The following is a 12,687-nucleotide window of genomic DNA, read 5'->3' as shown; positions in this document are numbered from 1 at the left end:
GCCCTGGAGGGCGGGCGGGTCGGGATCGCGGTCGACGTCTCCGAGCTGGAGAGCGTCCGCGCCGACCTGCAGCGCCAGATGGATGCGAACGTGCGCACCCTCGACCAGCTGCCGACCGCGGTGGCGATGTTCGATGCCGGGCAGCGCCTGATCTTCCACAACGCCGCCTACCGCCAGCTCTGGGAGCTCGACCAGGGCTTCCTCGACGGGCGCCCGCTCGACGGCGAGATCCTCGACCATCTCCGCGCCCAGCGGAAGCTGGAGGAGCATGCCGACTTCCGCAGCTGGAAGCAGGGCGTGCTCGCGGCCTACCGCTCGGCCGAGGCGAACCCCGCCTGGTGGTACCTGCCCGACGGCCGCACGCTGCGCGTGCTGGCCGAGCCGAACCCGCAGGGCGGCCTCACCTACCTGTTCGACGACGTCTCGGACCGGATGAAGCTCGAATCCCGCTACAACGCGCTGATGCGGGTGCAGGCCGAGACGCTGGACACCCTCAAGGAGCCCGTGGCGGTCTTCGGCGCCGACGGCCGCCTGACCTTCGCCAACCGCGCCTTCGCCACCGCTTGGCGCCTCGACCCCGAGACGCTGGAGGCGCGTCCGCACGTCGAGGCGGTGATCGAGGCGTGCCGCGTGCTGGCGCCGGCCGACGAGCCCTGGCTTGACATCCGCGACGCGGTGGTCGGGCTAGAGTCCCGCACCGGCCTCGCCTGCAAGCTCGAGATGGTCGACGGCACCGTGCTCGACTGTGCCGCCCAGCCCCTGCCCGAGGGCGCGACGCTGATCACCCTGATCGACGTGACCGCGAGCGTGAACGTCGAGCGGGCGCTGACCGAGAAGAACGACGCGCTGGAGAAGGCGGCGCAGCTGCGCGACACCTTCGTCCACCACGTCTCCTACGAGCTGCGCTCGCCGCTGACCAACATCATCGGCTTCACCCAGCTGCTCGGCGACGAGACGGTCGGCGCCCTCAACGCGCGCCAGCGCGAGTATTCCGAACACATCATGCGCTCGTCGGGGGCGCTGCTGGTGATCATCAACGACATCCTCGACCTCGCCTCGATCGATGCCGGCTCGCTCGAGCTCCAGCGCGAGACCGTCGACGTCCAGGCGACCGTCGAGGCGGCCCTGCTCGGCATCGAGGACCGCCTCGCGGAATCCGACCTGAACCTCGTCCTCGACGTGCCCGACGACATCGGCAGCGTGTTCGTCGACGGCAAGCGCGTGCGCCAGATCCTGTTCAACCTGATGTCGAACGCGGTCGGCTTCTCCAGCGCGGGCCAGAGCATCACCGTTCGGGCGCGTCGGAATGCGGGCGACCTCGTGCTCAGCGTGCGCGACCAGGGCCGCGGCATGCCGCCGGAGATCGCCGCCCATGTGTTCGACCGCTTCGAGAGCCACACGCTGGGCACCCGCCACCGCGGCGTCGGCCTCGGCCTGTCGATCGTGCGCTCCTTCGTCGAGCTGCACGGCGGCCGGGTGTCGCTCGATTCGCGGCCCGGGGCCGGCACCTGCGTCAGCTGCAGCTTCCCGATCGTCGCGCCGACGATGCCGTCGGCGCGCGACTCCGAGGCGGCCGAGTAGGCCGCTTTCCGTCAGCCGAGGGCCCGCGCCGCCTCGGCCACCGCCTGGACGCGGCCGTCCACCGTCCGCGAGGCTTCCGCGATCCCGTCCATGTTCAGCCGGACGCGCTGGACGCTCTCGGCCGCGTTCTGCATGTTGACCGACATGTCGCGCGTCACCGCCGCCTGCTGCGTCACCGCGGAGGAGACGCTGAGCGAGATGTGGCTGACCTGCCCGATCGTCTGCCCGACCAGCTCGATCGCCCGCACCGCCTCCGCGGTCGCCTCCTGGACGGCCGTGACCTGCTTGCCGATCTCCTCGGTCGCGCGCGAGGATTGCGTCGCCAGCGCCTTGACCTCGGCGGCGACGACGGCGAACCCGCGGCCGGCCTGCCCGGCGCGCGCGGCCTCGATCGTCGCGTTGAGCGCCAGCAGGTTGGTCTGGTCGGCGATGGTGCGGATCGTGGTGATCACGCTGCCGATCCGCTCGGCCGAGGCGGTGAGCCCGGAGATGATGGTGCGCGCCTCGTCGGAGCGGCCGACCGCCTCGTCGGAGGCCGTCTTGGCGTCGATCGCGTGCCGCGTCAGCTCCTCGATCGAGGTCGAGAACTCCTCGGCGCCGGCGGCGACCGCCTGGACGTTGCCGGAGGTCTCGGCGGCCGCGCGCGCGGTCTCCGTCGACTGCCGGCTCACCCCCGACATCTCCTGCATGATGTGGCCGAGGTCGACCTCGATCAGGCGCTGGCCTTCGGCGCGGCGGCGGCGCTCGTGCACCTGGGCGGTCACGTCGGTGGCGAACTTCACGACCGCGAAGGGGCGGCCGTCGCGATCGAGGATCGGGTTGTAGGCGCCGTGGATCCAGACCTCGTTGCCGCCCTTGCCCATCCGGCGAAACTCGCCCGCCTGGAAGGTGCCTCCGGCCAGCGCCTTCCAGAACGCGGCGTAGGCCGGGGAATCGGCCTCGGCCGCGTCGACGAGGATCCGATGGTGGCGGCCTTTGATCTCGTCGAGCCGGTAGCCCATCGTCGTGAGGAAGTTCGCGTTCGCGTCGGTGACGGTCCCGTCGAGGGTGAAGTGGATCACGGCCTGGGAGCGGTTGATCGCGTCGATCTGGCCCTGGCTGGTCGCGGCGGCCATGGTCTCGGCGGTGATGTCGGTGGCGAGCTTCACGATCTGCACCGGCTGGCCCCGCCGATCGAGCACGGGATTGTAGGATGCCTGCAGCCAGATCTCGCGACCGTCCTTCGCCACGCGCTTGAACGAGCGGGCCTGGGTCTCGCCGCGGGCCAAGGCTTCCCAGAAGGCGCGGTAGGCCGCGCTCTCGCGCTCGCTGCGCTCCATCAAGATCCCGTGATGCGCGCCTCGGATCTCGGAAAGCGTATACCCGAACAGGGTCAGGAAGTTCGCGTTCGCATCGATGATCCGCCCGTCGAGGCCGAAAACGATCCGCGCCTGAGACCGATCGATCGCATCGATCACGGCGCTCATCTTCTGGTTGAACATCGTCATCGTCAGTACCCCGCGGCGCGCGACATGACTTTTAGCTTGGCAGGCGAGGCTTAAAATTTGATCCACCGCGACTTTTAGCAGGACACGACTTCGCGATCGCGGCGCCCAATGACGAAATTCGGGACGCATCGAGGTCGTCGAGCACGCTGCGGTCTTTCTTGCCGGCAACACCTTCCGGTTGTTTCAGGCTGCAAGCTCAGCCGGAATATCGGAATCGGGCGTTCCGGACGCATCCGACCGATCGCGCGGCGCCGGCGAACGCCCTGCGCTCGGTCCGGCCGCAGCTTGACCGGGCCTCGTTCGGCCGCCACGACGCTGGCGATGCCCGAGCACGCGCAATCCGGCTGGACCGTCTTCCGCAACGACGATTTCCGCCTGTTCGGGATCTCCCGTTTCCTGACCGGTCTCGCCTACCAGATGCAGGCCGTGGCCGTCGGCTGGTTCGTCTACGACCTGACCCGCTCGGCCTGGGCGCTCGGGCTCGTCGGCCTGGCGGGCTTCCTGCCGGCGATGCTCGCCGCGCTGATCACCGGGCACGTCGCCGACACCTACGACCGCCGCCTCGTGGCGGCGGCGGCCTTCGCGGTGCAGGCGGCGACGAGCGCGGCGCTTCTCGCCTATGCCTGGAGCGGCGCGAGCGCGGTGTGGCCGGTCTACGGGCTCGTCGTGCTGATCGGGACGGCCCGCGCCTTCGCCAACCCCGCCCTGCAGGCGCTGCTGCCGACGCTGGTGCCGCGCGACCTCTTCGCCGCCGCGATCGCCTGGAACGCCTCGCTCTGGCAGAGCGCGTCGGTGCTCGGGCCGGCTTTCGGGGGCTTCCTCTACGCGCTCGGGCCGATGGTCGTGTTCGGATCGGCGTCGGCCAGCTTCGCGCTGGCGGCGCTCGCGACCACGGCGATCCGCTATCGGCCGGCGGCGGTCACGGAGCGGCCGCCGGTGACCTGGGCGACGCTGTCGGCCGGGATCGGCTACATCCGCGCGCACCCGGTGGTGCTCGGCGCGATCAGCCTCGACCTGTTCGCGGTGCTGCTCGGCGGCGCCACCGCCCTGCTGCCGATCTTCGCCGCCGAAGTGCTGCATGTCGGCCCGCTCGGCCTCGGCGCGCTGCGCAGCATGCCGGCCGCCGGCGCCGTGCTGACGGCGATCGTGCTCGCCTACCGGCCGCTGCGGCGCCATGCGGGCGTGCGGATGCTGCGCGCCGTGGCGGTGTTCGGCCTCGCCATCATCGTGTTCGGGCTCTCGACCTCGCTGCTGCTGTCGATGGCCTGCCTGTTCGTCACGGGCGCGGCCGACATGATCAGCGTCTACGTCCGCCAGACCTTCGTGCAGGGCGAGACGCCGGACGCGATGCGCGGCCGGGTCTCGGCCGTGAACACCGTCTTCATCGGCGCCTCGAACGAGCTCGGCGAGTTCGAGTCCGGCTCGGTCGCGGCGCTCATCGGCGCGGTGCCGGCGGTGGTCGTCGGCGGCGCCGCGACGGTGCTCGTCGCGGTGCTGTGGGGCCGGATCTTCCCGGCCCTGCGGGCCCGCGACCGCCTGCTGCGCGAGGGGTGAGGCCGGCGACCGACGGCAAACGGCCAAGCTAACCCATTCCGGCCAGGATGCGCTGCTCTACGGACGGCCGCCCGGCTGGTCCGGGTTCGTGGAGGAAGAAGATTTTGCTCGTCCGTACCGTCGTTGCGTTCGCCCTCACCACCACCGCCGCGCTCGCCGCGCCGAACGCGTCGGCCGTGCCCGACCGCGCCGCGCTGAAGCAGAACTGCACCGGCGACTACCTCGCCCTGTGCAGCGAGTTCGCCCCGGACAGCCCCGAGGTGCATGCCTGCTTCAAGCAGAACCGCGCCAGCCTGTCGCCGAACTGCCAGGCCGCGATCGGCAGCTACACGAAGGCGCAGAAGCGGGGCTGAGGCGGACCCGTCGTGCGGCCGTCGACGGATCGGGGGCCTGGAACGGACGACGCCCGTCACGTGGCGTCCTCGACGCTGCCGCGCGACCGATTATCCCTCCTGCATGCGTTCAGGCGACATGAAGGGATAATGGCAGGTTGATCAGGCATTCGGCCGTCGATCGAGCCCGTCGGACGGTGAGCTGCGAACCGATCGACCTCGCCTAGCGAGCGACGCCGCTGACTTCCGATCCGGTCCCGTCGCGGCGGGATGCCGGCCAGGCCGAACGCGCCGCGCTGCGCGATCGCGCAGCCGCGCTTGCCCGGGACGCCCTCGCGACGGAGGGTCGGGGCGATGCGGTCGAGCCCGTCCGGTAGGTGGCCCCGGGGCCGAGGCCTACTTCCCCGAGAGCAGCGGCGACCAGGTCGGGTCCGAGGCGTAGGACGCCGTCGGGACCGGCGCCTCCACCTTGCCGGTGATGTCGACCATGTAGAGCTTGCCGCCGCCCTGGCCGCCGGGGTCGCGGAAGAACAGCACGTACTGCCCGTTCGGCGCGAAGGTCGGGCCCTCGTTGTGAAAGCCCTCGGTGAGCACGCGCTCGCCCGAGCCGTCGGGCTTCATCACGCAGATCGCGAAGCCGCCCTTGCGCTGGCGGGTGAAGGCGATCAGGTCCCCGCGCGGCGACCAGGCCGGCTGCGAGGCCGAGCCTTCGCCGAACGAGATCCGGTGCGGGTTCGAGCCGTCGGCGCCCATCACGTAGACCTGCTGCGAGCCGCCGCGGTCGGATTCGAACACGATCTGGCCGCCGTCCGGCGAGTAGGTCGGCGAGGTGTCGATGGCGTTGCCGTTGGTGATCGAATGCTGCGCCTTCGAGGCGATGTCCATGGTGACGATGTCGGCGTTGCCGCCCTGCTGCACGCTCATCACGAGGCGGCGGCCGTCGGGCGAGAAGCGCGGGCTCGCGCTCATCGAGTCGAAGTTGCCCATCGCCGTCCGGCTGCCGGTCTCGAGGTTGATCACCTGCACCCGCGGCTGGTGGCCGGTGGCCTGGGCCATGAAGGCGATGTCCTGCGTCGCGGGCGAGTAGCGCGGCGCGACGATGGCGTTCTCGCCGGTGGTGAGCGCGCGGACGTTGGCGCCGTCCTGGTCCATCACCATCAGGCGCTTGCGGCGGTTCTCCTTCGGGCCGGACTCGTCGACGAAGGCGATGCGGCTGTCGAACCACGGACCGAGACCGGTGATCTTGGTGTAGACGCTGTCCGAGATCAGGTGGCCGGCGCGGCGCGCGTTGGCGGCGTCGGTGCCGTATTGCTGGCCGGTGATCTGCTGGCCCGAGGTGACGTCCCACAGGCGGAACTCGACCTTCAGCCGGCCGGAGCCGTCGCGCGAGACGCGGCCGGTGACGAGGCCCTGCACGCCCGCGGCGCGCCACTTCTCGAAGCCGGGGGCGGTATCGAAGTTCGGCGATTCCGGGAAGCGGCCCTTCTCCAGCGGCAGGAAGTAGCCCGAGCGGCGCAGATCGTTCGTCACCACGCTCGAGACGAGGCCGCCGAGGTTCGGGTCGCCCGAGAAGTCGGTCACCGCGATCGGCATCGGCTGGAACGCGCCGCCGCCGATGCGGAGCTGAAGCTGGGCCTGCGCCGGCGCGGCGAGGCCGAGCGTCGCCAGCAGCAGCAGCGCGAGGCCATAGAGGGCGGCGGGCACGTGCCGGGCCCGGGTGAGCGATCGATGCAGCATGGGTCTGGTCCGGGAGCGTTGGAACGGGGTGCCGGCGAGGTCCTGGCGTCAGGTCGTCAAGGCGGCGTCGGCGGTCAGGTCGCGGTGAACTCGAACTCCGCGTTGATCGCCTTCCAGTCGTTGTAATAGGGCTGGTACTGCGCCGGGATCTTGTAGGGCGCGCAGCGGCGCACCGCACGCAATGCCGCCTGCGCGATCGACTGGTCGACCGAGCTCGATCCACCGCGCATGATCCGCGGCTCGGTCGAGAGCGAGCCGTCGGCGTTCAGGCGGATGTCGAGCACCGGCAGCACCACCCCCTGGGCGGCGCCCGGAGGCGCCGAGTAGCAGCGCTCGATCTGCTGCTGCAGCATGCCGACGAGCGCGTCGCGCAGCGACGGCGACAGGCGCTGGGCGGTGCCGGTGGCGGCGCCGAGCGAGGCCGTGCGCTGGACCTCGTGGCCGGTGGCGCCGGTCGATTGCGACGGCGCCTTCGAGGCCAGGATCGACTTGATGTCGCCAGCATTGAACTTGGCGGCCAGCTCGGCCTGCTTGCGCGCCTTCGCCTCGGCGTCGGCCTTGGCCTTCGCATCGGCGACCGCCTTCGCCTTCGCCTTGGCGGCGGCCTCGGCCTTCGCCGCGGCGGCGGCCTCCGCCTTCTCCTTGGCCTCCTCGGCCTTCGCCTCGGCGATCTCCTTCTGGCGCTCGGCCTCGGCTTCCGCCTTCGCCTTGGCTTCGGCCTTGGCGGCCGCCGCCTTCTCGGCGGCCTTCGCGGCTTCCTTGGCCGCGTCCGCCTTGGCCTTCGCTTCGGCCTTCGCCTTGGCTTCCGCGGCCGCCGCCTCGGCCTCCTCGCGCTCGACCAGCTTGGCGAGCTGCTCGCGCTTCACGGCTTCGGCTTTGGCGGCCTCGGCGGCGGCCTTCGCTTCGGCCTTCGCGGCGGCGGCCTTCTCCGCGGCCGCGGCCTTGGCCGCTTCCGCCTTGGCCTCGGCCTTGGCGGCTTCGGCCTTCTCGGCGTCCGCCTTCTCCTTGGCCATCTTGGCGGCCTTCGCCGTCTCGGCGGCGGGATCGGGCTCGTTGACGCGCAGCGGCATCTCGTCGGCGTTGGCGAGCTTCATGTCGCTGGTGCGCGTCGGCGCGGTCGGAGAATCGACCTTGGCGTTCTCCGGCTCCTTCTCCTCGAACTTCTCGGCCTTCTTGTCGGCCCGCGGCTTGGCGTCCGACAGCGGCTTCTCGGCGTTGCGCTCGCCCTTGGTCAGCTCCGAGAACTGGTTCTCGGTGATCACCTCGACGGGCACGCCCTCCTGCGCCTCGGGAAGCGCGGGCGCGGCGACGCTGAACAGGGCGAAGACCAGCAGCCCGACATGGGTGCCGGCCGAGACCCAGAAGCCCGGTTCGCTGCGGAAGGAGGGAAGCCTCACAGGTCTGCTACCGCTGCTCGGGCTCGGTGACGAGCGCCACCTTCTTGAAGCCGCCGCCGGTGACGATCGCCATCACCTGGGCGACGCGGCCGTAATCGACCCGCTTGTCGCCGCGCACGAAGACGCGCTCCTCGAAGCCGGACTTGGCCTCCTGGGTCAGCTTCGGGATGATGGTGTCGTCGGTCAGCTCGTCCTCGCCGAGGAAGACTTGTCCCGACTGGCGGATCGACAACGTGACCGGCTTGGTGTCCGAGTTCAGCGGCGAGGCCTTGGATTGCGGCAGGTCGAGGGGCACGCCCACCGTCATCATGGGGGCCGCCACCATGAAGATGATCAGCAGCACCAGCACGACGTCGATGAACGGCGTCATGTTGATCTCGTTGATCGGGCCGCCGCCGCGGCGTCCCCGCCGCCGCCGCTTGCCGCCGCCCTGCGCGCCCGCCGCCATGCTCATGTGTCGATCCCTTCGCGGATTTCGGTCAGGCGGCGAGCGACAGGCGCTCGTCGATCTGGCGCGACAGGATGGCGGAGAACTCGTCGGCGAAGCCTTCCAGGCGCGACTGCTGCTTGGCGACCGTGGCCTGGAGCTTGTTGTAGGCGAGCACGGCGGGGATCGCCGCGAACAGGCCGATGGCGGTGGCGAACAGCGCCTCGGCGATGCCCGGCGCCACGACGGCGAGCGAGGTGTTCTTCGAGGCCGCGATCGAGGTGAAGGCGGTCATGATGCCCCAGACCGTGCCGAACAGGCCGATATAGGGGCCGGCCGAGCCGATCGAGGCGAGGAACAGCAAGCGGCCCTCGAGGCGCTCGACCTCGCGCTGGATGGTCACGTCCAGCACCTTGTCGATGCGCTGCGACAGCGACTGGATCTGCCGGCCGGTACCCTCGAACGAGCGCTTCCACTCGCGCATGGCGGCGACGAACAGCGCGGCGAGGCCGGTGGCCGGGCGGTCGTTGAACGAGCGATACAGCTCCTCGAGGGACCGGCCGGACCAGAACGCGTCCTCGAACGCATCCATCTCGTCCTTGGTGCGCCGGAACAGCAGCGTCTTGTCGACGATGATCGCCCAGCACCAGATCGAGGAGCCGAGCAGCCCGATCATCACGAACTTGACGACGATGTGGGCCTGGAGGAACAGCCCGAGCAGCGTCATGTCGGCGACGGGCGCGGCCTGCATCGCATCTGCGGGGTTCATGGGCTTTGGTCCTCGGACGTCTCGACGGCGGCGGCGCGACGACCCGGCGGGCCAGCGCGCTCCATCCGAAATCATCGAGCGAATTCAAAGGGAATCGCGTTCGAATCTGTCGAAAGTAAGGGCCGGGTGCGGTGCACGCGGGGCGTCGCTTTCCCACCGCATAAGCGGGCGGGTTGGTTAAGGAAGGGTTGCAGGAGCCAGAGCGCGGCGCAGGGCGTCGGGCAGGCGGATCGCCCGGCCCGCGCGGACGCAGGCGACCACCACCTCGGCGCGGACGAGGACCACGCCGTCCCGGCAGACCTCCTGGTGCAGGTGCATCGAGGCACCGCGCAATTCGCGCGTGCTGGTGACGATGGAGAGCACGTCGTCCATCCGCGCCGGCTTCAGGTAGTCGATCTCCATGCGGCGCACGACGAAGACGAGGCCGTCCGCCTCCCGGTGCAGCTCGGACTGGTCGCCCGCGAGCCCGCGCAGCAGCTCGGTGCGCCCGCGCTCCATGAAGCGCAGGTAGCTCGCGTGGTAGACGAAGCCCGAGAAGTCGGTGTCCTCGTAGTAGACGCGCACCGGCAGCGCTTGGGCATCGATCGATGACGTCACGGGTTCGATGTCCTTCTGCTGCCGCAGGGCGGTGCGGGACGGTGGCAAGGGCCGACGTCCCGTCGGGCACGGATCGGACGAGGGTCCGTCCCCACCCTCCCGTCATCGCGGGGCCGCGCGGCTCCGGGATGACGGGCAGACATGGCGACGGCATGGCGGGCGGAGGGAGTAGACGAGGCCCTCGCGAACGCGAAAAGGCCGCCCCTCGTAGGGCGGCCCTTCCGTCAGTGAATCCGTTTCGACGATGCCGAAGCGGGATCAGCCGCCGATGCGGTTGGCGAGCGAGGCCGAGTGGCCGTGCTCGTTGGCGATGTAGGGCAGCGCCTCGTTGGCGAACTGGCGGCCGGCGGCGTTGTCGCCGTTGCGCGAGTAGGTCTCGTAGAGCTCGAGGGTGCGGGCGTCCGAGCGGGCCTGCTGATCGATATAGGTGCGGTCGAAGTCGCGGCCGTTGCGGGCCGACTTCAGGCGCTCGATCCGGTTCTGGCCGTTCGGGCCGATCGCGACGCGGCGGCCGGGCTCGGTCGGGCTGTTGTCGATGATGCCGACGCCGCCGAGGACGCCGCCGACGATGCTGGTGCCGAGGTTGGCGGCGATGGTCACCGGGGCGAGCACGAGGCCCACTGGGTTGTCGATGCGAGTGTCGAAGCCCTGGCGATCCGAGACGACGGTGCCGCCGGAGGACAGCGACGTGCCCTCGGGCAGGAGCGCCTTGGTGGTGGCCTCACGCTCGGTGATCACGCGGTTGGCGTAGTTCCGGACCTGCGGGTTGCGCGAACGCTCCAGGGCGATGCGGCTCGACTCGATGCTCACGGCATCCGAGCGAAGGGCCTCGGCGCGGAACTCTGGAGTGTCGGTGCCGGCGGCGCCGACGCCGCGCTCGAACGGCGAGACGCGGATAGGAAGGGCGTCCTGGGCGAAAGCGGGGGCGGTCAGCGCTGCGAGCGAGAGGCCCAGAACGGCGAGGGTGGCGGTACGCTTCATAGGAGAACGATCCTTTGTGGTTCGCCGGTGCGTCGAGGCCCCCGGCGATTGCGGGCACAACGGGTCGGATCGCCGCTCGTTCCGCACGTGCGAACTACGTAGCCACGCTTCCGGCACATGCTGAGCCGACGAACCGAGCCATCGCGGCGTTGTGAAGCGGTACGCGGAACATTGGTTTTCTAATTAATCGCAATGACTTGCTTGTTTTATGGCGGTGGCATGTGACAAGTTTCCGAACCGCGTCCTATGCCGACATGGCATAGCTGAACCGGTGGAACGGCATGCGTCGACGGCGCTGCGCCGCGGCGGAACTCGATGAAGCGCGACTTCGTGTCCCGTCCTCGGACGGTCGCTTCGGCAATGCGACGGCACGGACTAGGTCTCGGGCTCGTCCTCGACGAAGAGACCGATCTGCGTGATCGGGTCGCGCTTGGGCATGGCGAAACCCATGTGCTTGAAGGCATGCTGCGTCAGCACCCGCCCGCGCGGCGTGCGCATCACGAAACCCTGCTGGATCAGGTAGGGCTCGATGATGTCCTCGATCGCGTCGCGGGGCTCCGAGAGCGCGGCCGCGATGGTCTCGATCCCGACGGGGCCGCCGCCGAAGGATTTCGCGATCATCGTCAGGTACTTTCGGTCCATCACGTCGAGGCCGACGGGATCGACGTCGAGCAGCTTCAGCGCCCGGTCGGCGATCGCCCGCGTCACGGTCGGCGCCTCGGCGACGACGGCGAAGTCGCGCACGCGGCGCAGGAGGCGGCCGGCGATGCGCGGGGTCCCGCGGGCCCGCCGGGCGATCTCGTTGGCGCCGTCGTCGGACATGCCGAGCCCGAGCACCCGCGCGCCGCGGCTGACGATGAGCTGCAGCTCGTCGATGTCGTAGAATTCGAGCCGGATGGGGATGCCGAAGCGATCGCGCAGCGGGGTCGTCAGCAGGCCCGCGCGGGTGGTGGCGCCGACGAGCGTGAACTTCGGCAGCTCGATCTTGACCGAGCGCGCCGCCGGCCCCTCGCCGATGATCAGGTCGAGCTGGTAATCCTCCATCGCCGGATAGAGGATCTCCTCCACCGCCGGGTTGAGGCGGTGGATCTCGTCGATGAAGAGCACGTCGCGCTCTTCGAGGTTGGTGAGCTGGGCCGCCAGATCCCCGGCCTTGGCGATCACCGGCCCGGAGGTCGAGCGGAAGTTTACGCCGAGCTCGCGCGCCACGATCTGCGCCAGGGTGGTCTTGCCGAGGCCCGGCGGCCCAACGAACAGGACGTGGTCGAGCGCCTGGCCGGTCATCTTCGCCGCCTGGATGAAGATCTCCATGTTGGCGCGCGCCGCCCGCTGCCCGATGAACTCGGACAGGCTTAGCGGACGGATGGTCTGATCGACGTCGTCGGCCCGCTTCTCCGGGTCGAGGATCGCGCTGGTCAGGGGTTTCGGCTTGCTCATGGAGCCTCGGCTGGGGATGCGATCCTCCTAACCCGCGCCCGCGGCGATGTCTAAGCGCGCCTCGCCGCCGTCGGATCGTCCGGCCAAGCCCGAAAAACAACCCTCGATTGTTTTTTCTTCGGCATGGTTGAGGTCGCGTTAATCGTTTCCCGGCCTCCTGGCCCCTGTCTTCACCGCCGCCCCGTGCCGTCGTTCCCGGCACCGGACCGACGACCGCGCCGTCGCGCGATCGCCGGATCGTCTCTTCGCGCCTTCGGATGGGCCGCATGCCGCACCTCGTATCCTGCCCGCCGCGCCGTCGCCTCCTCGCCACGACGGCGGTGCTGCCGCTGATCCTCGGGGCAGCGTCGATGGCGGCGCCCGATCCGGCCCGTGCGGCCTGCGTGGC

General features: G+C 70.2%; 11 protein-coding genes. 3 read left to right on the top strand and 8 right to left on the bottom strand.

What is annotated here, in order from left to right; genetic code table 11:
- Window positions 1–1,581: PAS domain-containing sensor histidine kinase (locus tag FV230_RS16655; RefSeq protein WP_147843187.1), on the top strand; the 1,581-nt coding region annotated here is incomplete at its 5' end.
- An 11-nt stretch (window positions 1,582–1,592) separates the two neighbouring features.
- Here FV230_RS16655 and FV230_RS16650 read toward each other — a convergent pair.
- The gene (locus FV230_RS16650; RefSeq protein WP_147843186.1) at window positions 1,593–3,068 is read right to left on the bottom strand and encodes a PAS domain-containing methyl-accepting chemotaxis protein; all 1,476 of its coding nucleotides are present in this window, start codon (window positions 3,066–3,068) and stop codon (window positions 1,593–1,595) included.
- 321 nt (window positions 3,069–3,389) lie between these two features.
- Here FV230_RS16650 and FV230_RS16645 point away from each other — a divergent pair, with 321 nt between their 5' ends.
- Together FV230_RS16645 and FV230_RS16640 are read left to right on the top strand one after the other, a co-directional pair.
- Window positions 3,390–4,622: an MFS transporter gene (locus FV230_RS16645; protein ID WP_147843185.1), complete on the top strand. Its 1,233-nt coding sequence runs from the start codon at window positions 3,390–3,392 to the stop codon at window positions 4,620–4,622.
- A gap of 104 nt (window positions 4,623–4,726) precedes the next feature.
- Window positions 4,727–4,975 (top strand): hypothetical protein, encoded by a 249-nt coding sequence (locus tag FV230_RS16640; RefSeq protein ID WP_147726879.1) that lies wholly within the window; start codon window positions 4,727–4,729, stop codon window positions 4,973–4,975.
- 375 nt (window positions 4,976–5,350) lie between these two features.
- Here the strand turns inward: FV230_RS16640 and tolB are convergent, their stop codons facing one another.
- From tolB to ruvB, 7 genes are all read right to left on the bottom strand, one after another.
- Window positions 5,351–6,691, bottom strand: a complete 1,341-nt coding sequence (tolB, locus tag FV230_RS16635) for a Tol-Pal system beta propeller repeat protein TolB (RefSeq protein WP_147843184.1) — start codon at window positions 6,689–6,691, stop codon at window positions 5,351–5,353.
- A gap of 74 nt (window positions 6,692–6,765) precedes the next feature.
- Window positions 6,766–8,088 carry a cell envelope integrity protein TolA gene (tolA, locus tag FV230_RS16630; protein WP_147726883.1) on the bottom strand — a complete coding sequence of 441 codons (1,323 nt, stop codon included), beginning with the start codon at window positions 8,086–8,088 and terminating at the stop codon, window positions 6,766–6,768.
- A gap of 7 nt (window positions 8,089–8,095) precedes the next feature.
- Complete coding sequence (locus tag FV230_RS16625; protein ID WP_187274707.1) at window positions 8,096–8,542, bottom strand: biopolymer transporter ExbD; 447 nt, start codon at window positions 8,540–8,542, stop codon at window positions 8,096–8,098.
- A 25-nt stretch (window positions 8,543–8,567) separates the two neighbouring features.
- Window positions 8,568–9,284 (bottom strand): protein TolQ, encoded by a 717-nt coding sequence (tolQ, locus tag FV230_RS16620; RefSeq protein WP_147726885.1) that lies wholly within the window; start codon window positions 9,282–9,284, stop codon window positions 8,568–8,570.
- 177 nt (window positions 9,285–9,461) lie between these two features.
- Window positions 9,462–9,890 carry a tol-pal system-associated acyl-CoA thioesterase gene (gene ybgC, locus FV230_RS16615; RefSeq protein ID WP_147843188.1) on the bottom strand — a complete coding sequence of 143 codons (429 nt, stop codon included), beginning with the start codon at window positions 9,888–9,890 and terminating at the stop codon, window positions 9,462–9,464.
- A gap of 249 nt (window positions 9,891–10,139) precedes the next feature.
- Entirely contained in the window at window positions 10,140–10,862 is a 723-nt protein-coding gene (locus tag FV230_RS16610) for a DUF4142 domain-containing protein (protein WP_147843183.1), read from the bottom strand.
- Window positions 10,863–11,237: 375 nt separating this feature from the next.
- On the bottom strand, window positions 11,238–12,299 hold the full coding sequence (ruvB, locus tag FV230_RS16605) for a Holliday junction branch migration DNA helicase RuvB (RefSeq protein WP_147843182.1): 1,062 nt from the start codon (window positions 12,297–12,299) through the stop codon (window positions 11,238–11,240).
- Window positions 12,300–12,687: the final 388 nt, after the last annotated feature.

This window comes from Methylobacterium sp. WL6 (genome assembly GCF_008040095.1).
Lineage (GTDB): Bacteria > Pseudomonadota > Alphaproteobacteria > Rhizobiales > Beijerinckiaceae > Methylobacterium.
The sequence above is the reverse complement of the archived record's forward strand: the minus strand, read 5'-3'. Positions and strand labels throughout refer to the sequence as shown.